General features: G+C 72.5%; 17 protein-coding genes. 8 read left to right on the forward strand and 9 right to left on the reverse strand.

Annotation, left to right across the window (positions count from 1 at the left end):
* Positions 1-190 precede the first annotated feature (190 nt).
* Complete coding sequence (locus tag M1L60_RS05405; protein ID WP_253236162.1) at positions 191-1,516, forward strand: GDSL-type esterase/lipase family protein; 1,326 nt, start codon at positions 191-193, stop codon at positions 1,514-1,516.
* Here the strand turns inward: M1L60_RS05405 and M1L60_RS05410 are convergent.
* Positions 1,513-2,034, reverse strand: a complete 522-nt coding sequence (locus M1L60_RS05410; RefSeq protein ID WP_253236163.1) for a hypothetical protein — start codon at positions 2,032-2,034, stop codon at positions 1,513-1,515. The genes M1L60_RS05405 and M1L60_RS05410 overlap by 4 nt on opposite strands.
* A gap of 641 nt (positions 2,035-2,675) precedes the next feature.
* Complete coding sequence (locus M1L60_RS05415) at positions 2,676-3,050, reverse strand: hypothetical protein (protein WP_253236164.1); 375 nt, start codon at positions 3,048-3,050, stop codon at positions 2,676-2,678.
* Between the two features lie 1,965 nt (positions 3,051-5,015).
* On the opposite strand from M1L60_RS05415, the gene M1L60_RS05420 reads away from it, so the two are divergent.
* The gene (locus M1L60_RS05420; RefSeq protein WP_253236165.1) at positions 5,016-6,191 is read left to right on the forward strand and encodes a SigB/SigF/SigG family RNA polymerase sigma factor; all 1,176 of its coding nucleotides are present in this window, start codon (positions 5,016-5,018) and stop codon (positions 6,189-6,191) included.
* 7 nt (positions 6,192-6,198) lie between these two features.
* Here the strand turns inward: M1L60_RS05420 and M1L60_RS05425 are convergent, their stop codons facing one another.
* The 3 genes from M1L60_RS05425 to M1L60_RS47720 all read right to left on the reverse strand — a co-directional run bounded on the left by M1L60_RS05425 (position 6,199) and on the right by M1L60_RS47720 (position 9,638).
* Positions 6,199-6,924, reverse strand: a complete 726-nt coding sequence (locus M1L60_RS05425; protein WP_253236166.1) for an ATPase — start codon at positions 6,922-6,924, stop codon at positions 6,199-6,201.
* 69 nt (positions 6,925-6,993) lie between these two features.
* On the reverse strand, positions 6,994-8,844 hold the full coding sequence (locus M1L60_RS47715; protein ID WP_253236167.1) for a CheR family methyltransferase: 1,851 nt from the start codon (positions 8,842-8,844) through the stop codon (positions 6,994-6,996).
* Between the two features lie 53 nt (positions 8,845-8,897).
* Positions 8,898-9,638, reverse strand: a complete 741-nt coding sequence (locus M1L60_RS47720) for an ATP-binding protein (RefSeq protein WP_253236168.1) — start codon at positions 9,636-9,638, stop codon at positions 8,898-8,900.
* Between the two features lie 121 nt (positions 9,639-9,759).
* Between M1L60_RS47720 and secA2 the strand changes: the two genes are divergently transcribed.
* The 4 genes from secA2 (at position 9,760) to M1L60_RS05455 (ending at position 14,204) form a co-directional block, all read left to right on the forward strand.
* Positions 9,760-12,054 carry an accessory Sec system translocase SecA2 gene (gene secA2 / locus M1L60_RS05440; RefSeq protein ID WP_253236169.1) on the forward strand — a complete coding sequence of 765 codons (2,295 nt, stop codon included), beginning with the start codon at positions 9,760-9,762 and terminating at the stop codon, positions 12,052-12,054.
* 360 nt (positions 12,055-12,414) lie between these two features.
* Complete coding sequence (locus tag M1L60_RS05445; protein ID WP_253236170.1) at positions 12,415-12,987, forward strand: winged helix-turn-helix domain-containing protein; 573 nt, start codon at positions 12,415-12,417, stop codon at positions 12,985-12,987.
* A gap of 2 nt (positions 12,988-12,989) precedes the next feature.
* Positions 12,990-13,622: a nucleoside/nucleotide kinase family protein gene (locus M1L60_RS05450; RefSeq protein ID WP_253236171.1), complete on the forward strand. Its 633-nt coding sequence runs from the start codon at positions 12,990-12,992 to the stop codon at positions 13,620-13,622.
* A 165-nt stretch (positions 13,623-13,787) separates the two neighbouring features.
* Positions 13,788-14,204, forward strand: a complete 417-nt coding sequence (locus tag M1L60_RS05455) for a TraR/DksA family transcriptional regulator (protein WP_253236172.1) — start codon at positions 13,788-13,790, stop codon at positions 14,202-14,204.
* A 59-nt stretch (positions 14,205-14,263) separates the two neighbouring features.
* Here M1L60_RS05455 and M1L60_RS05460 read toward each other — a convergent pair whose 3' ends face one another.
* Positions 14,264-15,055: an aminotransferase class IV gene (locus M1L60_RS05460; protein ID WP_253236173.1), complete on the reverse strand. Its 792-nt coding sequence runs from the start codon at positions 15,053-15,055 to the stop codon at positions 14,264-14,266.
* Positions 15,037-15,831, reverse strand: coding sequence for a DUF72 domain-containing protein (locus M1L60_RS05465; protein WP_253236174.1), 795 nt, complete (start codon positions 15,829-15,831; stop codon positions 15,037-15,039). Before M1L60_RS05465 ends, M1L60_RS05460 begins: the two co-directional genes overlap by 19 nt.
* Before the next feature lie 91 nt (positions 15,832-15,922).
* Here M1L60_RS05465 and M1L60_RS05470 point away from each other — a divergent pair, with 91 nt between their 5' ends.
* Positions 15,923-16,108, forward strand: coding sequence for a hypothetical protein (locus M1L60_RS05470; protein WP_438862072.1), 186 nt, complete (start codon positions 15,923-15,925; stop codon positions 16,106-16,108).
* Positions 16,109-16,110: 2 nt separating this feature from the next.
* Entirely contained in the window at positions 16,111-17,361 is a 1,251-nt protein-coding gene (locus M1L60_RS05475; RefSeq protein WP_253236175.1) for a cupin domain-containing protein, read from the forward strand.
* Here the strand turns inward: M1L60_RS05475 and M1L60_RS05480 are convergent, their stop codons facing one another.
* On the reverse strand, positions 17,362-18,066 hold the full coding sequence (locus tag M1L60_RS05480) for a hypothetical protein (RefSeq protein ID WP_253236176.1): 705 nt from the start codon (positions 18,064-18,066) through the stop codon (positions 17,362-17,364).
* Complete coding sequence (locus M1L60_RS05485) at positions 18,063-20,693, reverse strand: FtsK/SpoIIIE domain-containing protein (RefSeq protein WP_253236177.1); 2,631 nt, start codon at positions 20,691-20,693, stop codon at positions 18,063-18,065. Before M1L60_RS05485 ends, M1L60_RS05480 begins: the two co-directional genes overlap by 4 nt.
* Positions 20,694-20,696: the final 3 nt, after the last annotated feature.

Genomic DNA, 20,696 nt, shown 5'->3' on the forward strand with positions numbered 1-20,696 from the left:
GCCCTGCCCACACATTCACACACGACCGGCGGCCACGCCAGACGACACCAAAGCATGAGATCGCACGCCCTGTCCTTCTCCAACGGCGGGAATGCGGTGGATGGTGTGACCGGCGGGCACGTCCGATGCGGTACCCCTCCGCAGCGGATTTCACGCGGATCTGCACCTTCGGGAGGGCAAGATCTTGAACGTGCGGCGGTTGCTGATCGGTGTCGTGGTGGCCTCGGTGCTGGCCACGGTCCTGACGGTCTCGTGGGCGGCCCTCGGCCCGCTGCGGGCCGGCGTGCCCTCCCCGCAGGCTTCGGCCCAGGCCGCGGTGGCGCCCACGGCCGCCTTCCCGGCCCGGCCGGGCTGGTCCACCGCGTGGTCGGCCGCGCCCTCGTCGGCCGGGCGGGGCCGGCCGCCCGGGCACACGGTGCGCAACGTGGTCCACACGACGATCGGCGGGCCGAAGGTGCGGGTCCGGCTCAGCAACCGGTTCGGCGTCGAACCGGTGCGCTTCGGGCGGGTGACGATCGCGCTCTCGGCCCACGCCGGCGGCCGCCGCGACGGTTTCCAGGACCCCAGCGACGGTACGGCGGTCCCGGGCTCGATGCGCGAGGCCGGGTTCGGCGGCCGCGGCCAGGTGACCGTGCCGCCCGGCGGGGACGTGCTCAGCGACGCCGTGCCCCTGGCCGTGCCGGCCGACGCCGACCTGCTGGTGAGCGTCTGGACCCCCGTACGCCCGAAAGCCGCCACCCTGCACGCCGAGCCCAAGCAACGCTCGATGGTCAGCCCCGGCCCCGCCGACCGGGCCGGCGACGAGACCGGCCGCTCGTTCCGGCAGGGCGTCTGGGCCTGGTTCTACGTGACCGCGGTCGAGGTGACCGGCGCCCCCGGCACGATCGTCGCGTTCGGCGACTCGATCACCAACGGGGCCGCCTCGTCCCCGGGCCGCAACCGGCGCTGGACCGACCTGCTGGCGGCCCGGCTGGCCGACGCCCCCGAACCGGACTACGGCGTGGCCAACGCGGGCATCAGCGGCAACCGGATCCTGCTCGACGCGCGCCACCCCCACTACCGGATCACCGCTGTGGCCGGGCGGTCCGGGCAGTCCCGCTTCGCCGAGGACGTGCTGGAACGCTCGGGCGCCCGCACGGTGATCCTGCTGGCCGGCATCAACGACATCATGCAGGCGCCGCGGCAGACCGACCCGGCCCGGATCGCGGGTGGCCTGGCCGGGCTGGCCGCGCGGGCCCGGGCCGAGGGGTTGCGGGTGATCGCGGGCACGATCACGCCGTGGCAGGGCTACCACTCGTACACGCCGGCCGCCGACCGGGTGCGGCTGCGGGTCAACGCGTGGATCCGGGCCGGTGGGGGCGGCGCCTTCGACGGGGTGGCCGATTTCGACCGTACGCTGCGGGATCCGTTGCAGCCGCTGCGGTTGAACCCGCGCTACGACGGCGGCGACCACCTGCACCCGAACGACGACGGCATGCTCGCCCTGGCCACGGCGGTGCCGCTCGAGCTGCTCTAGCTGAACAGAACGGCCAACAGCACGGCGACCACGATGACGCCGAACACTGCTTGCAGCAGCAGGGCCGGACCCAGGTGCGACCACATCGTCGGGATCCGCGGGGTCAGCGGCTGCATGGTGGTCAGATTGACCACCCGCACGAGCCGGACGGGGAGGGTCGCGTCCCGCTGCGGGGCGGTCGTGACCTGCACGAGGTCGCCGCGGCGCAGGGCCGACTGGGGTAGCTGACCGTGCATCTCGACCTCGTAGGTCTGGCCCAGGTCGTCGCGCAGCCGCACGGGCGTCACCAGGAACTCGGGCCCTTTCTTGAGCTCCTTGAAACTGCGGCGGCTCGCCTTCATGCGCAGCATCGCGCCGAGCATGTGGAACACGCCCGAAGTGAGAAAAACGGCCATGAGCAGGGGCTGACCGATCCGTACTTCCCGGGTGTACGAGGTCAGGAAGCCGGCGAAGCGGCCGGTGATGATGGGTCCGACATGCCGGAGGATCTGCTCGCGGTGCAGGTCGAGGTCATCCATGGGGGGCACCTCCTGAGGGATTCTCATATCGTACGGAGAGTTAACTGGTGAGCACCGTGAGTGAATGCCGCTCGCCTCAGCTTCTTGCTCGTTTGTCACCTGCGTCGCCGAAATGCTGAAAACCCCGCGAATCGCCACCGATCGGCGGTCAACTGGTTCCGTGTCGGCGAGGCGCTCGCCCCGCCGCGGAATTTGGGGGCGGCTGACGTGGCACCGACGAGAGCCTTCGTGGATCCGGACAGCATCCTGGCCCGCACGGCCCGCGAAGTGCTGGCCGCGCACGCGGGCGGACGTGGCCCCGGCGACGGGCTGACCACCTGTCCCGCCTGTGGCGAGCGGTTGCCCTGCGCGACCGGTCAGTCGGCGGCCGAGGTCGTGACGGCGGCCGGCCTGGCCGAGGAGTCGGGCCTGGTGGCCGCGTCCCGGCGCGGTCTGGGGGAGCCGTACGGGGAGATGGCCCCGCTGCCGCCCTTCGACCCGGCGGCGACGTTCGGCGCCGATGCTTCCCCGGGTTCGGGTGGTCTCGGGTCCGCGGCTTTCGGCCCGGCCGGCGGTCTCGGTCTCGGCGACTTCGATCCGGCCGATGGCCTTGGCGGTTCCACGGGGGCTCACCCGCTTGACTCCGCGCAGGATGAGCGGCCCTACTCCATCGGGGGAGGGTTGTCGGCGGCGTTCGGTTCCCGGGGCGACCGGCCGCTCACAGCGTTCGGATCCGCGGACGCGCTCGAATCACCGCTCCCCGGCTCGGCGGAGAGCCCCGAGCCACCGAAAGCCTTCGGATCCGCGTTCGAATCATCGACGGCATCCGGTTCGGCGGAGGGTCTCAAGCCGCCGACGGCGTTCGGATCCGCCTTCGATTCGTCGAGCGGCTCGGACTCGTCGGCCGCGTTCACGTCTCCCATCGCTTTCGGGCCTGCTGCCGAGCCGCCGTCGCCGACCGCCTTCGGGTCGCCGCTGGCCTTCGGGTCACCCATCGAGATCTCTGCCGAGGGCGAGCCGGCGAGGTCCGAGTACATGGCCCGCCGCGCCGCCCCGGACGACGACGGCCCGTCGGTCGGCCCCGGCTACCGGGAGGCCGGCCGTGAGGCGCCGGTCGACATCTCTTTCGTCTCCCCGGTCTTCCCGGCGCCGACCGCGCCCGATTCGCCGACGGCGCCGCCTTCGGCCGCTACGCCCGCTCCCATGCGGTCCAGGCATGGCTCAGCCCCTGAGATGCCTTCGGAGCATGGATTATCTCCGGCCATGCTGTCGGCGCATGAGTTCGCGTCTCCGATGCCTCCGGAGCATGGCTTACCGTCCGCGATGCGGTCGGCGCCTGACTCGAACTCTCCCATGCCGCCGGGGAATGGTTTCCCGTCTCCCATGCCGCCAACGCATGGATCCGCGGCCGCAATATCGAGCGAGGGCTCCGGTTTGCCCGACCGCACAAGCGTTCTCCCGCCGGTGAAACCGGCCGACGAGAGCACCCAGCGACCCTCTCAAGAGGAACCGAGCGGCCCGCGGCTCGCCATGAGCTTCCGCGACACGGCGGACGAACCACACGACCCCAACTCGGGTCTGACCTCAGACACAGCTTCGGGTGCCGGGCAGGCGCCGGGTGTTGACGGGGCACCCGGTGCGGGGAAGAGCGCGGGCACGGAGGAGGCGCCGGCCCAGCGGAAACCGGCACCGCCCCTGCCGCCGAACTGGCATCAGAGTCGTCCGCTCGATGCGCCCAAGTTCGTTCCGGCTCGGCCGGTTGCGCCGCGGGCTCCGGGTGGGATGCCGGGTGGCCCGGCCGCGCCGCCCGCGGAGGTCTCGGGGCGGCCCCGGACTCCGGTCTCGCCTCTCGCCGGGCCGCCGGAGCCCACGCCCATCGCCGGGCCCGTGACCCCGGAGCCGGTGGCCGAGGCTCCGATGCCGCAGCCGGTGGCTCTGCCGTCGTCGCCCGCGGCCCGGGAACCGAATCAGACTCAGCCCGCAGTCCCGTCCGGACATGAGCCTTCCGGTCTGGGGGCTCACCCCGGCGGCGGTCCGGCTTCGGCGCCGTCCCCGGCTTCCGCTTCCGAGGGCGGCCTCTCCGGTATGACCGCCGGCCAGGAGCTGTCCGGCCTGCTCGGCCGCCGGCCGGTCACCGGCGCGGCCCCGGGCGTACCAGGAGCCGCGGACGACCGGTCGGCGACGGGCGGCGCCGGAGGCCCGGGTGGCGGGACGGCAGCGGGTGCTTTCGCGGGCCAGGCCGCGCCCGCGGACCACAGTGGGCTCGCGGGCCGTCCTGCGACCCCTGGCGGCCTCGCCGCGCCGGGCGGCCCTGCGACACCCGGCGGTCTCATCGCGCCGGGCGGTCCTGCGACCCCTGGCGGTCTCGCTGCGCCGGGCGGTCCGGCGACGTCGAACGGACCCGGGGCGTCCGGCGGGCCGGCGGGTCCGGGTGCTACTGGGCCGGGGGCCGGGGGCGAGCAGGAGCCGTCGGGGCTCGGGCGGGCTCCCGGGTACTCTGGGCAAGCGCCGAGCGCACCGTCCAGCTCGGCCGGTGCGGAGCCGTCCGGTCTGCCCGGTCGTCCGGCTCAGGCGCCGGCCGTACTCCCTGGTCTCGGCAACAGTTCGGCCCACTTCGGTGATACCGCGCCCGATCAGAACTCCGCGCCCCGCGCCGCCCTGGCCGAGCCGGGGCGTCCGCCGCTGGAGGCTCCGGGCCTCGGGCAGGCCAACCGTCCCCCCGCCGCCGGGCATCAGGGCACACCGCCGCCGGCCGCCAACGCCGGGCCGGGCGAGGCCGGGCCACGGACCCCGCGGCCCAAGCTCGAAGCGCCCAACATGGGCCAGCTCAACAAGCCGCTCACCGACGGAGACCGCCCCGAACGGTGAATTCCCGGTGCCTCCGGCCGAGAAGTTTGAGCGCTGATCGGACAGGGAAGTAGGGTACCGAAGGGAGGCCTCGGTCGTCCGACATGCGCAGCGTCCGGTCGAAACCCGGGGCGGGGTCGCTGATGGGAGTGCCGATGTCCGAGAGCATCTTCCCGCAATCCTCGGCCGAGCGGGGCCTGCTCGAGCGGGCGGCCACGCCCACCACTGAGGGCGGTCTCGAGGATCTCGACGCCGCCGCGCTGGCCTACTCCGAGCGCGCCGCCACCTCCGGGCCGGCCGCGCGGGCCGCGCTCCGCGACAGCCTCACCCGCCTGTGTCTTCCGTTCGCGGGCCGGTTGGCCCGGCGCTACCGCGGTCGCGGCGAGACCTTCGAGGACATCGAGCAGGTGGCGCGACTCGGTCTGGTCAAGGCGATCGATCGCTACGACCCGGACCGGGGCTCTTTCACGGCGTACGCCGTCATCACCATCTCGGGCGAGATCAAGCGCCACTTCCGGGACAAGACGTGGGGTGTCCACGTGCCTCGCCGGGTGCAGGATCTCAGCCTCGAGGTCGGGCACGCCACCATGGTCCTGACCAGCGTTCTTTCCCGGACACCGACGGCCGCCGAGATCGCCGGGCGGCTGGGCGTCCCGGTCGCGTCCGTGCTCGAGGCGCAGGAGTCCTCGGCCGGGTACTCGCCCTCGTCGCTGAACGCGCCGGTCGGTGGCGGTGACGGCGCCGTCGAGTTCGGTGACCTGATCGGCGGGGTCGACAGCGAGCTCGAACTGGTCGACGACAAGGTGACCGTGGGCGACCTGCTGCTGCGGCTGCCTCCCCGCGAGCGCCGCATGCTGGCGATGCGCTTCTACGGCAACCGCACCCAGGCCGAGATCGCGGCCGAGCTGGGCATCTCCCAGATGCACGTGTCGCGCCTGCTCAGCCGGGCCCTGACCTGGCTGCGGGAGGCGATGCTGAGCGACAACCCGCCCCGCTGGGAGGGGGCCGAGGGGCGCTGCGAGCGTCACCCCCTGCAGGTCGAGACGATCCGCGAGCCGCAGGCGGTGGTCGCCCGGGTCCGGGGCGAGGTCGACCGGGACACGGCCGAGCGGATGCGGATCGGGCTGCGGCACACGATCAGCCGGGCCGGCGCCGGCCCGGTCGTGGTCGACCTGTCGGGCGTACCCCTGCTGGACGCGGCCGGGGTCGCGGTGCTGGTCGACGCGGCGTCGGCGGCCGCGGTGGCCGACGTCCCGCTGACCTTGACCGGCGCCCAGCCCTACGTGGCCGGCATCCTTTCCGTCACCGGCCTGGCCCGGCTGCTGGCCTGACGAAAGGTCAGCGACGCAGCGACGCCCAGACCACTTTGCCGTCGGCGGTCAGCACGCAACCCCAGGCGTGCGCGGTCGCGTCGACCAGCATCAGCCCGCGCCCGCGCCGGGCGTCCAGCGGCACGTCGACCGGTAGCCGCACCTCGACCGGAGACCCGTCCCGGACGGCGACCGTCAGGTAGCGCGGCAGCAGCGACAGCCGCAGGGTCATCATCGTGTGCGCGTGGTCGACGACGTTGCCGACCAGCTCGTTGGCGATCAGGCTGGCCGGGCCGGCCAGGTGCGGCAGGTCCCAGCGCAGGCAGGCGTCGGTGGCCAGGTCGCGGGCGTGCCGAGCCGCGCCTCTGACCGGCAGCAGTTCCTCGAAGACCCTGGGCCCGGCCCCGGGGTCCTCGGCCAGCCGGGCCCGGGCCTCGGCCAGGCCGCCGAGAACGATCAGCCGGCGGTAGGCGGACCCGTTAAGCAGCTCGCGGGTCGGCGGCGGCGGACCGAACAGCAGCACCGGGGTTTCGGGCCAGCGCGCCGCCTGCCGGGTGGTCGCGCTGAACACGGACAGCGCCAACGGGTCGGTGACGTGCATCGCCGACAGGTCGAGCAACAGGGCCGTGGGCTGCTCGGCGAGCGATTTGAGCAGGTTCACGTGCAGCGATGAGACGTCTTCCAGCGCCAGGGAACCCCGGATCGACCCGATCAGGACGGTCTCGTCGCCCCGGACGTCGTACGTGATGGCCATGCTTCCCGCCTTCCGAGCAGTGACCGCCCCGCGCCGCATACCCACCGCTCACGGGGGCAAACGGGCGGGTCAGGCCGGTTCCACCGGGCCCGTCTCCATCACGATGATCGCCCCTTCGGGCTGGATGCCGCCCTCGCGGCGCCGCAGCGGGGTGCACGCCACCCGCACCGAGATGGGCCGGCCGCGCCGGTTGACCGCGTCCACCAGCAGCTCGGTGCCCGTGGCATCGGGACCGAGGGCGGCCCGCAGGATCGGCCGCAGGCGCTCGATCGGCAGCCCTATGTCGAGGTTGAGGAAGTGCTGGCCGATGACCTCGCCCGAACGCAGCCCCCACAGGTCTTCGGCCCGGCGGTTCCACATGCGGATGCGCAGGTCGGGGTCGACGACCGCGACGCCGGCCTCCATGCTGGTCAGCACCGTCTCGAGGAAGTCGTTGGCCTCGTCGAGCTGGGTGCTCGAGATGCGCAGCTGGTCGTTGATGCTCTGGAGCTCGTCGTTGGTCGACTGCAGCTCCTCGTTCATCGTCTCGAGTTCCTCGTTGGTCGACTGGAGCTCTTCGTTGGTGGTCTCGAGCTCCTCGACCGTGGACTGGAGTTCCTCGTTGGTGGTCTCGAGTTCCTCGTTGGTCGACTGCAGCTCCTCGTACGCGGCCTCGAGCTGCTGGTTGGCGTGTTCGAGCTCGTCCTTGAGGCGCCGGGCCGAGGTCACGTCGTGGAAGATGATGTTGACGCCGAGCAGGCTGCCGTCGGCCCCGACGAGCGGGCTGATCTGCACCTCGACGTTGACCATGTCGCCGCCGCGGGGGAAGTCCACGTCGGAGATGCGCAGCGTGCGCCTCTCCAACTGCACCTGTTCGATGTAGCGGCGCAGCTCGACCGGGCGGTACGACAGCTCGAGGTCGCGGAACGGCCGGCCGATGTCGCGCGACGACACGCCGAACAGCTTCTCGAGCTGACGGTTGGAGACCGCGACGAGGCCGTCGGAGGTGAGCGAGATCTGGGCCAGCGGGCTGGCCGCGAAGGCCTCGTTGCGCAGCTCGTCGAGCCCGGTGGCGGGCAGCCCGGCCGGCGGCGGCGGGTCGGCGAAGGCGACGCCGGGCCGGGCGTACAACCGGGGGACCCGGCGGAAGACCCGGCGCTTGAGGTCGATCGGCGTGAACAGGCTGGTGTGGCTGAGCAGCATCTCGGCCTTGCCCAGGAAGAGCACACCGTCGTCGCGCAGCGCGAAGTGGAATCGTCCGAGAATCTTGGCCTGGGTCTCGGCGTTGAAGTACATCAGCGTGTTGCGGCAGGTCAGCAGGTCGATCCGGGAGATCGGGGCGTCCTGCACGAGGTCGTTGCGGCCGAAGATGACCGAGCGGCGCATGTCCTTGCGGAAGGCGAACCGCCCGTTCGACTGCTCGAAATAGCGCTCGGCCAGCTCGGGCGGCACCGCTTCCATCTGGCGATCGCTGTAGGTGGCCTGGCGGGCCTCGTTCAGCTGTTCCTCGTCGACGTCGGTGGCATAGATCTTCACCCTCTCCTTGAACGCCTCGAGGCCGAGCAGCTCGGCCAGGGCGATGGCGAGGGTGTACGCCTCTTCGCCGGACGCGCAGCCCGCGCACCAGATGCGGATCGGCGAGCCGGCCGGCTTGCCCGCGAGCATCGGGCCGAGCACGTCCTTGCTCAGATAGTCCCAGGCCTCGGGGTCGCGGAAGAAGCCGGTGACGTTGATCAGGATGGTGTTGAAAAGCGCGGTGAACTCGTCCGGATGGACCTGCAGGTGGTCCACGTAGTCCTGGTAGCCGCCCGCGCCGACCTGGCTCATCCGGCGGTTGACCCGCCGCACCAGGCTGGACCGCTTGTACCCGGTGAAATCGAAGCCGCGCGACTCCTTGAGATAGATCAGTAGCGCTTCGAATTCGGGATCCGTCGGCTGCACCCGGAAACGCTATCGCACCTCAGCGCAGGCGCGCGCTCTCGGTCCGCGACTGTTCACAGCGTGTCCGGGCGCATCCGGGCCCAGACGACCTTGCCGTCGGTCACCGGCAGAACTCCCCAGGCGTCGGTCAGGTCGCGCACCAGGCGCAGGCCACGACCGCCCGGGTCGGACAACCGGGCGTCGCCCGGCTTGGGCATGCGCCGGCTGTGATCCCGTACGGTCAGACCCAACCGGCCGCCCCGCAGCGGCTGCACGGTGAAGTCCATGGTCGTCTGCGCATGCCGCACGACGTTGGCCACCAGCTCGGTCGCGATCAGGGTCGCCGTCGCGGCCAGCCCCGACCGCTGCCAGGACGCGCAGGCCTGGGTGACCAGATGGCGCACCTGCCGGCAGGCGTCGGGCACCGGGCGCAGCCGCACCCGGATCCGCGGCGGGACGGTCTCGGCCCGGGCCGCCGCCACCGCCGCCCGGAAGTCGTCGGCGTACCGCAGTCCGGCGCACTCGGGCGCTCCGGTGATCATGCTGAGGGTCCGGCGGTCGGCGCCGCACAGCACGACCGGCACGTCGGGCCACTCGTGGGCCTCGCACACCGTCGCACTGAGCGCGGAAAGTCCCACCGGGTCCCCGATGCGCAGTCCGGCCACGTCGAGCAGCAGCACTGTCGGCTGGTCGGCCAGGCGCAGTCGCACCGCCTGCTGGAGCGCGTCGCCGGTCACCTGGTCGAGGGTGCCGCTGACACGTAGCACGGCCACGGGGAAGCCCCGTTCCGGCCGGCACACGAGCTGACTCGGCACCCTGCCTCCTTCGCTTTCACTTTCCGCCGGCTCAACGTGCCCGCCCGGGACCCGACACAAACGCGGTCGGCCGTGGCAGTCGTCACCAACCACTCAGGGAAATGAAGTACCGTTGCGCGCCATGGGTGTGTCGCAGCGGCTGAAGAGCCGGTTCCGCAAGTTTTTGCAGCGTCCGGGCACGACGGTCGACCTGGCGCCGTTCAGCAAGCGTCTGCCGGCCATCGAAGCGCGTGAGGACGCGCTGCGCGAGCTCGACGACGAGGCGCTGACCAAGGCGGCCGGTGAGGCGTCCGACTTCACCGAGATCTGCGCCGTCGGCCGCGAGGCGGCCCACCGGGCCCTCGAACAGCGGCCGTACGACGTCCAGCTGCTCGGTGCGATGGCCCTGCTCTCGGGCAAGGTGGCCGAGATGGCCACCGGTGAGGGCAAGACGCTCACCGCCGTCGTCGCCGCGTACGGCCACGTGCGATTGGGACACGGCCCGGTGCACGTCCTCACCGTCAACGACTACCTGGCCCGTCGTGACGCCGAGTGGATGCAGCCGGTCTACAAGCTGCTCGGGCTCAGCGTCGGCTGGGTCACCGAGGCGTCGACCCCCGAGGAGCGCCGCGAGGCCTACCTGGCCGACGTCACGTACGTCTCGGTCAGCGAGGCCGGCTTCGACTACCTGCGCGACCAGCTGGTCACCGACGTGGAGGACCGGGTGCAGCGCGAGCTGGCCACGGGAATCGTCGACGAGGCCGACTCGATCCTGATCGACGAGGCCCGGGTGCCGATGGTGCTGGCCGGCAGCATCGCCACCGAGGCCGACCCGGTGCACGACGCGGCCGAGCTGGTGCGCGAGCTCAAGGCGGGCAAGGACTACGAGGTGGCCGAGGACGGCCGCAGCGTCGCCTTCACCGAGGCCGGGCTCAAGAAGATCGAGGAGCAGCTCGGCGACGTCGACCTCTACGCCGACGACCAGGTGCTGCAGCTGTCCGCGGTCAACGTGGCCCTGCATGCCCACGCCCTGCTGCGCCGCGACGTCGACTACATCGTGCGCGACGGCTCGGTCGAGCTGATCGACGAGATGCGGGGCCGGGTCGCCCAGCGCCGCCGCTGGCCCGACGGCCTGCAGGCCGCGGTCGAGGCGAAAGAGGGGCTGAGCGCCACGGCCGAGGGCGAGGTCCTCGACACGATCACCGTGCAGGCCTACATCGCGCTCTACAAGACGGTGTGCGGCATGACCGCCACCGCCGTGCACGTCGGCGAGCAGCTGCGCGAGTATTTCAAGCTCGAGGTCGCGGTCATCCCGTCCAACGCCGAGAACATCCGCGACGACGAACCCGACCGTATCTATTCCGCGCACGAGACGCGCGACGAGGCGCTGGTCGAAGAGATCAAGATCGCCCACGAGAAGGGCCGCCCGGTGCTGGTCGGCACGCTCGACGTGAAGGCGTCCGAGCTGCTGGCCAAGCAGCTGGCCGCGGTCGGCGTGCCGTCGAACGTGCTGAACGCCAAGAACGACGCCGAGGAGGCGCGGATCATCGCCGAGGCGGGCGCCAAGGGTGCGGTCACCGTCTCGACCCAGATGGCCGGCCGCGGCGTCGACATCCGCCTCGGCGGCAGCGCCGAGGCCGACCGCGACGAGGTCGTCGAGCTGGGCGGCCTCTATGTGATCGGCGCCGGCCGGCACGACAGTCGCCGCGTCGACGACCAGCTGCGCGGCCGGGCCGGCCGCCAGGGCGACCCCGGTGGCTCGGTCTTCTTCGTCAGCCTCGAGGACGAGCTGGTCACCCGGCACGCCGGCGACATCCTGCCCGCCTCGCCGCGGATGGACATGGACGGCGTCGTCCACGACGAGCAGGTCGACTACGCGGTCGAGCACGCCCAGCGGGTGGCCGAGGGCGTCAACCACGAGATCCACCGCAACACCTGGCGTTACAGCGTGGTCATCGAGCAGCAGCGGGTGGCCATGGCCGAGCGCCGCGAGCGGCTGCTGACCTCCGAGGTCGCCGCGATCATGCTGCTCGAGCGTTCGCCCGAGAAGGCCAAGGAGCTCGACGAGGACGTGCTCTCCGACGCCGCCCGGGCCATCGCGCTGTTCCACCTCGACCGGCTGTGGGTCGAGCACCTGGCCGAGCTGTCCGAGGTGCGCGAGGGCGTGCACCTGCGGGCGCTGGGCAAGCTCGACCCGCTCGACGAGTTCCACCGGGCCGCCGTGCCGGCCTTCCAGAAGGTCCTGCTCGAGATCGAGAAGCGGACCATCGAGACGTTCGAGGAGACGGACTTCAGCGACGGCTGGGAGCCCGACCGCGCCAAGATCGTCCGGCCCAGCGCCACGTGGACGTACCTGGTGCACGACAACCCGTTCGGTTCGGAACTCGATCGGCTCATCGCCGCCGTCGGTCGTCGCCTGGTCGGCCGGAGCGAGTAACAAAGGGCATCAAGCATCCGGGCGTTCCTTCAGGAACGCCCGGATTCTTTTTGCACGAGCAACGAACAATGGTGTGGCACTCGTCTCAGAATGCTGTCGTGATCCGGCCGTGATGCGGGCCCTCAGCAGGGAAAACGCCGGTCAGGGCTCATATGGTCGGCCCGCCATGCGTTCGGCAACGCGTAAACAGTCTGACAGAATCTGTTACCGGAATGCATTTTCCGCCGTGGAACGATTTTCCCACAGTGTGGTTGACGGGTTGACCCCGCAACTCGGCTGGCGGAAATATCATCCGCGGCTTTACGGAGGGTGATCGGACGTATTCGGTTGCCGAAGCGTAATTTCAGGGGGATCAACTAAATGCCGGCCAGTGCGCTTTCACCACGGCTCGCCCGACATGCCACCGGCCCGGGCCGCGGCTCCACCGCCACCCGGCGCCCGGCGGAACCGGCCCTGACCGTCACGGTCGCCATCCCGCTGACCGGTGACTCCATCTCGCCGCAGGCCCACAAGCTCATCGAGGCCGTGCGCGAGCTGGTCGAGGTCAGCCAGGGCACGGTCACCATGGAACCCGCCGTCGCGCCGGTCGAGGCGCCCGCGCCCGGCCCCGAGGCCGACAGCGCCGCCGGTCCCGAGGTGCGTCTGCTCACCGGCACCCGGCAGGTGATCGTCGACGGCGCGCCGCTGCCGCTGACCCGGCTCGAGTTCGACCTGCTGCTCTTCCTGGCCGAGCGCCCCCGCCGCGTGTTCACCCGGGCCCAGCTGCTGACCGGCGTCTGGGGCTACGACCACACCGGCGAGCGCACGGTCGACGTGCACGTGCGGCGCCTGCGTCTCAAGCTGGGCGGCACGGCCCCGCTGATCACCACCGTCTACGGCGTCGGCTACCGGCTCTCCGACGACGCCCACGTGGTGATCAAGCCGAACGAGTAGGGGTGCGCGTCCGCCCCGTCTCCACCGACGTCCTCGTCGAGGAGCTCGCTGATCTGCTGACATGTCGGGAATCCGACAAGCACCTCCGGGTCGCCTTCGACGGCGCGCCGGCGGCCGGTCCCGAGGCGCTGGCCGACGCCCTGATCGGCCCGCTGCGGGCCCGGGGCCGTCCCGCTATGCGGATAGACACCGCCGACTTCCTGCGACCCGCGTCACTGCGCCTGGAGTTCGGCCGCGACGACCCGGACTCGTACTACCAGGGCTGGTTCGACGAGGCCGGCCTGGCCCGTGAGGTGCTCGATCCGGCCGGGCCCGGCGGCTCCGGGCGGGTGCTCCGCCGGCTCTGGGACGCGACCGTCGACCGGGCCGCCCGGGAGCCCTACACCACCCTCGCGCCGGGCACGATTCTGCTGGTCAGTGGCCCTCTGCTCCTTGGCGGGGGTCTGGCCTTCGACGTCACCGTGCACCTCGAGATGTCGGCCGCCGCACTGGCCCGCCGGACCCCGGCCGACCAAGCTTGGACGCTGCCCGCTTTCGGCCGGTACGCCGACGAGGTGGCCCCCGCCTCGTTCGCCGACGTGGTCGTCCGCGTCGATGATCCGCGCCGTCCCGCGATGATCCTCGAACGTTCATGAAGCGAGTCAGTAGCGCGACCGACCACTGACAGTTATGCTCCGGTTACTTTTTCAGCGGAGGCCCCGTTTGGGATCTTCGGCGGTGGGTATCAGGCGGCACCACGGTGCGTTGGCGTCGGCTTCGGGGGCACCACCGGCAGGGGCAGAGGAAGGGCAGGGGAGCGCATGCTCGTCAATCAAGCGGTCATCACGGGCAAGAGTGCCGCGAAGGGGCGTACGCCGGAGGAGATCGACCAGATCCGCGCGGTCCTGCGCAGCCGGTTCGACGACCTGAGCAGCGAGTACGAGGCCGCCGTGGTCGAGAACCACAAGCTCCGGCTGGTCGAGATCGGCGATTCGGCCGGCGACGACCAGGCCGACAGCGGCTCCAAGACGGCCGAGCGCGACGCGGCGACCTCGCTGCTGCGCACTCTGCTCGACCGGCGCACCCAGGCCGAACACGCCATGGCGCGCCTCGACGACGGCTCGTACGGGAACTGCGAGGGCTGCCACAACCCCATCCCGTGGGAGCGGCTCGAGATCTTCCCGTCGGCCACCACGTGCGTCAACTGCAAGCAGAACCGCGAGCGCCGGGCCGGCTGACTCGCCCCACACCCCTGAGACGTCCGGGTCCGCCGCTTTCGAGCGGCGGACCCGCCGTATCAGAGGGCGTCGAAGGGGACCGAGTCGTACGCCTCGCCCAGCAGTTCGGCCAGCTTGTCGCCGGCGGAATAGCTCAGGTCGTCGATCGAGGCGATCTCCTGCCGGGCCGTCCGCGAGTTGACCGCGACCGCCGCCGTGAAGTCCAGCAGTTCGGACATCGGCACCGGCCGCATCGTCCACGGCACCCCACGCATGGTCAGCGCGATCTGCAGCAGCACCATCGTGACGCCGCGCAGCATCGGGGCCTGGGGCCAGATCACCTGGTCTCCGTTGAAGAACGCGACGTTCCAGACCGTGCCCTCGCGCACCAGCCGGTCGGGGCCGACCGACAGCGCGTCGTCGTAGCCGGCCGCCCGGGCCAGCCGCTGCGCCCGCCACAGGCCCATCGTGGACGCGTGCTTGTGCTCGGGCCAGTCCCGCCGGAAATCGGGGTCGATGCGCACCCGCAACGGCGCCGCGGGTTCGGCGGGCGCGGGGTCGGCCACGGCCACCACCACGTCGGGCGGGCCGTCGGGGTCGGCGCCGGGCACGTACGACACCCGGACCGTCGCGTCCCGGGTGTCACCGAGCGCCCGCAGGATCAACTCGCGCAGCCGGTGCTCGTCGTCGAGTTCGGCCCGCCAGCCGAAGAACTCCTCGTTGCCGTCGGCCAGGCGGGCGAAGTGCAGCCCCAGACCGCGTACGGCCCGGTCGCGCACCTGCATCGAGGTGAAGTGCCCGTAGTTCACCGAGGCCAGCCGGTGGGTCTCGGCAAGATCCGGGGTCCGGCCGTTCAACTCGATGTTCCGCACGGTCTCACCTTAGGACGAGGCACCCGGGTGGTGGCCAGGCCCCGTCGCCCGGCTGCGGCGGCCATCACTCCCGCGTCGATCACCGCGGCGCCGCCCGGATCGTTGTTGAAAAAGACAAAAGCTTCCCGTACGCAGGACAGACGCTCCACCCACGACCGGAGCGCGACCTTCCCGTAGCGCGGCCACGGCCGGGCCCGTCCCTCGTGCAGCCGCAGGTAGACGAAGTCGGCCGTGTCCCACCGGGGAGTGACGGGCCGGCTTCCACGGTCGGCCCAGCACAGCGCCGCCCCGTGGCGCGTGAGCAGCTTCCGGCAGTCCTCGGTCCACCACGTGTCGTGCCGGGGCTCGACCGCGACCCGCACCCCGGCCGGGACCAGGCTCAGCGTTTCGTCGAGCGCGCCCAGATCGGCCTTCAGGTTCGGCGGCAACTGCAGCAGCACCGGCCCGAGCTTGCCGCCGAGCCCGCTCGCCCGGTCGAAGAACCGCGCCACCGGCTCCCGCGGGTCCTTGAGGCGCTTGATGTGGGTCAGGTACCGGCTCATCTTCACCGCCACGCAGAAGTCGTCCGGGGTGCGCTCGCGCCACTGCTCGAAGATCGATTTCTCCGGCAGCCGGTAGAACGCGTTGTTGACCTCCACGGTCGCGAACCGCTCGGCGTAGTGCTCCAGCCACCGGCGCTGGGGCAGCCCGGCCGGATACAGGTAGCCGGTGTCGTCCCCGCCCCGCTCCGGCCGCCAGTCGCGGTACTGCCAGCCCGAGGTCCCGATCCGCAGCATCCCCGGCGGATACCCGCGTCACACCCGGTTAGACCGGTTGATCAGGGGGTACCTCGCCGTCGCTGTCTTTTCCACCGAATAAGGAGTTCTCATGTCTCTCAGCGACGACGACATCACCTCGGCCTCGGGCACCGGCGCGGGCGAGGGCCCGGCTGACGGTGGCGCGAACCCGGGCGGCCACGACGGCGGCGCGGACGGCTCGGCGGGCGAGGGCCCGGCTGACGGTGGCGCGAACCCGGACGGCCACGACGGCGGCGCCGACGGCACCGCGTCCTGACAATGTCCGGGCTGACTGACGACGCGCCGGGCGGCTCCCGCCCGGCGCTCGCCCGGGCCGTGGCCGCCGAGCCCGGCAAGTTCGCCGCCGCGTACTGGGGAAAGGCTCCTCTGTTGTCCCGGGCCGGCGAACTGGCCGGGCCCGACGGCTTCGCCGACCTGCTCTCCCCGGACGCCGTCGACGAACTGCTGAGCCGGCGCGGCCTGCGCACCCCGTTCCTGCGCGTCGCCCAGCAGGGCAAGGTGCTGCCGGCCACCCGCTTCACCGGCGGTGGCGGCGCGGGCGCCGAGATCAGCGACCAGGTCCAGGACGACCAGGTCATGCAGCTGTACGCCGGTGGTGCCACTCTGGTGCTGCAGGGCCTGCACCGCCTGTGGCCCCCACTGATCGACTACGCCCGGCAACTGGGCGCCGAGCTGCGCCGCCCGCTGCAGGTCAACGCGTACCTGACCCCGCCCGGCAGCCAGGGCTTCAGCACCCACTACGACACCCACGACGTCTTCGTGCTGCAGGTCGACGGCACCAAACGCTGGCGCCTGCACGCCCCCGTGCTGCCGGACCCGCTCGAGAAGCAGGCGTGGGGCGGCCGTGCCGACGAGGTGTCGGCCACCGCCCAGGGCGAACCGGACATGGATGTGGTGCTCGCCCCCGGCGACGCCCTCTACCTGCCGCGCGGCTGGCTGCACTCGGCCGAGGCCCAGGGCACCCGCTCCCTGCACCTGACCTTCGGCGTCCGCGCCCTGACCCGCTACGCCGTGGTCGAGGAACTGCTGACCCTGGCCGCCGACGACGCCCGACTGCGCGCCACCCTGCCGTACGCGATGGACGTCTCCGACCCCGACGCGATCGAGCCCGAGCTCACGGAAACGGTCGAGGCTCTGCGCGAGTGGCTGAACACGGTCGAGCCGGCCGAGGTGGCGGCCCGCCTGCGCGCCCGCGACTGGCCCTCAGCCCGCCCCGAGCCGGTCAGCCCCCTGGCCCAGCTCGACTTCGCCGCCGCCCTCACCGCCGGCGACGAGGTCCGTGCCCGCGAAGGCCTGCGGTGGCAGCTGAACGAGGACGGCCCCGACCACGTCGCGCTACGCCTGGTCGACCGCACGATGCGCTTCCCGTCGTACTGCGCCCCGGCCCTGCGAGCCGCTCTGGCCGGTGCCGCGGTGCGGGTGGCCGATCTGCCTCTCGACGACGACGCCGACCGCCTGGTGCTGGCCCGGCGTCTGCTCAAAGAGGCTCTGGTCGTCCCGGCCCGCTAGTCAGGCCGTACGCAGGGCGGCGACCAGCAGGCCGGCCGTGACCAGGCCGGTGATCAGCACGGTGGCGACCGTTGTGGCATCCAGGCCGGTGCCGCGGCGGTCGGCCACGCGTTTGGCGCCGACGACCGCCAGCACCGGGCAGGCCAGCAGGGCCAGCAGAGCGAGCACGGGCAGAGCGTCCTGCCAAGTGCCGTCGGCGGTGGTGTCGCCGGCCTGGCGCAGCACCTGGTTGAGGAACGCGCCGGCCACACCACCCAGGACGCCGAAGACGATGAACAGCACCTTCACGCCGCCGGTGATCGGGCGGGCCGGGGCTGTGTATTTCACCTTTGTGGCAACCTCGTCGAGGTAGTCCTCGGCGTCGCGGTCGGTGCGCTGGCGGGGGATCGAGGCGGGCGGCATCATGCGGCCGTAGCGTTCGGCGACCGGGCCCACCTTGTGCACGTACTCCGACCAGAGCCCGGCCGCGCGCGCGTCGACCTCCTCGACCGTGCGCTGCGCGGCCACGACGTCCCGCTTCGCCTCTTCGACGGCCTGGCGGGCGCCCGCCACGGCCTCGTCGGCGGCCGCCAGGCGGCCGTCGTGCCAGCGCACGGCCTCGGCCCGTTGGGTCGCGGCCTCCTCGTCCAGGGTGGTCAGTCGTCGTAGGACGCTGCGGTAGTCCGCGGTGGCGAAGTCGGCCGGCTGCAGTCCGCTCTCGTTCACGACCCAGCTCCGTACGGGATGATGACCTCGGCCCCGCGGTGGACCGAGCGGTCGAAGTGCAGCGCCCGCCACGGCCGCGGATACCACGACGGCGTGGTCGTGCCCGGATAGAACGGGGACAGCTCGCTGCCGTGCACGTCGAGGGCCACCCACGAGCCGATCGGGTCGGTGCGTGACGCCGGGCCGCCCAGCGCGTCGCGCAGCAGCGCCGCCCCGCGCCACCAGCCCAGCACGTGGATGCGCCTTTCCGGGCCCTGGCGCAGGATCGTGCGCAGTTGGTCGGCCGCGCTCTTGCCGCCGGGCAGCGCGTCGGCCGCATAGATCAGCAGGAAGTGCGGGCGGTCGGCCGGCCACGACGCCTCCGACTCGGCCGCCGCGTCCTCGAGCACCCAGTCCGCGTTGTCGTGCTCGTACCAGCCGCACTCGGGCAGTTGGGCGCAGAGCGCGGCCGCGGCCGGGCGGGCGTCGGGGTCGAGGCAGAGGATCGAGTAGCGGGCGCCCTCGGGCGGGAACTGGGCGGCCAGCGACAGCGCAGCCGTGGCGATGATCGCGCACGCCTCCTCGGTGCGGGTGCCCAGCACGGCCAGGTTGCGGCCGGGCGCGCGCCGCAGCACCGTCCGGGCCGAGCGGGCCTCGACGTCGATCGTCTCGCCCAGCAGCACGACCGGGGCCGGCATCTGCTCGGCCGGGGTCAGCCGCCGGAAGTCGGGGCTGTCGGCCAGCCGCGGCACCACGTCACCGTCGAACAGCCGGGGCGGATGGTCGTCGGGCCGCCGCCGCCACAGCCGATGTTGGAGCGCGTTCCAGCGTTCGCGGTCGCCGGCGGCCGGCACCCGGACGACCCGGTTGGCCTCGACCGCGCCCGAGTCGGCGTTGACCACCGCGTGATAGCGGGGCAGCGACTCGGCCGCGGTGTTCTGCTCGGCCAGCACGCGTCGGGCCCGGGGCAGCGCGATGCGCAACGAGAACTGGGCGACCAGGGCCGGGCGGCCCCACAGCGCCTCGATGCCGGACACGTCCTGGCTGGCCAGAATCAGGTGGATGCCCTGCGAGCGGCCCCGGCGGGCCAGGTCCTCGAGCAGGTCGACGGCCTCTTTCTCGACCGCGTCACGACCCGAGAGCAGCACCTGGAACTCGTCGATGACGGCCACGATCCGCGGCCACGAGCCCTCCGGGTCCTCGGCCCGTAGCTCGGCCAGGTTGGTGACCTCGTGCTGCTTGGCCGCGTCGGCCCGGCGGCGCAGCTCCTCGCCCAGGAAGCGCAGCAGGGCCAGCCCGAACTCGCGGTCGGTGTTGACGTTGACGCCGACCAGCCGCACGTGCGGCAGCCAGGTCTGGTCGCGGCGGCCCGGCGCGAACCGGGCGAACGACACGCCCTCCTTGAAGTCGAGCAGATAGAAGGCCAGCTCGGCGGGGGAGTAGCGGGCGGCCAACGCGCCCATCCAGGCGTAGATCAGGTTGGTCTTGCCGGTGCCCGAGGGGCCGGCGATCAGAGCGTGCGGCGGGTAGTCGCTCAAGGTCACCGGCACCGGTACGCCCAACGGGCTGTCCCCGAGCGGGGCGGTCAGCCCGGTGGCCGACGTCTCCTGCCACTCCACCTGCGGCAACAGGCTGTCCAGGGCCACCGGGGCGGGACCGGCGGCGACCGCCTCGGCGATCCGTCGGCAAGCCGCGGCCACCACCGGCTGCGGCGGGCCCGGATCCAGGCGTACGGGAAGAGAGCCCGCACTGCTCATGCGGGCCCGGTCGCCGGGCGCGGCCGTGATGAACTCGATGCCCTCGCCGGCCGGCACCGGCATCCCCTGGATCACCAGGTGGACGCCGCAGGCGGCCCCGGTGCGCAGCAGCCGCTGCAGGTGGGCCTGCTCGGCCCGGCTGAGCTCACCCACGCCGAGCAGCACGGCGATCCGCCACGGTTCGGGCCGCCGGTGGGTGGCCAGGTTGAGCTCGCGCAGCGACGAGTACTCGCCCGCCAGCACCGTCTCGTTGATCCGCCGGACCTGGCCGGTCAGGTCGTCGAGCAGCGCGCCCAGCCCGCCCGGCCCGACGAAGGTGAGCACGTTGGCCGGGGCCAGCGGCGCGAACCGGGCCAGCCCGCCGCCGAGGTGCTCGGGGTCGTACCCGATGATCTGCACGCCGCCCGGCGGGGCCGTGCCCAGCGCCCGCAGCAGCAGCCCGGCCACCACCTCGTCGCCGGTCGCCCGGTCGCCGCGGACCACCACGTGACCGCGGTCGAGCAGCGGCACCAGGGCCGGCACGTCCTCGGGGTGCGGCAGCAGCAGCCGGCCGATCCGCAGTTCGGCCGCCTGGTCGTGCGGCGTGGGCTGCCAGTCGTCCCAGGGGTCACCGGCCGCGCCCGGGGCGGCCCGGTCGGCCGCGGCCGCGGCGGCCTCGGCGTACGCGGCCAGATCGGTCTTGTGCTGCTGGTCGATCTCGGCCAGCCGGGTGTCGCGGGCCGCGGCCACCTTGTGCCGGCGCGCCTCGGCGGCCTCGGTGACCCGGCGCAGACGGTCGACCGCACGCGTGTAGCCGGCGCGGGCCGCGTCGAGGGCGGTCGACGCCGCGCCGAGCGCGTGCGACAGCCCGGCCCGGATGTCCATCACCTGCTGGGAGGTCGAGTCAGGCATGGC

Origin of the sequence: Paractinoplanes aksuensis (assembly GCF_024137025.1) — a bacterium.
Lineage (GTDB): Bacteria > Actinomycetota > Actinomycetes > Mycobacteriales > Micromonosporaceae > Actinoplanes > Actinoplanes aksuensis.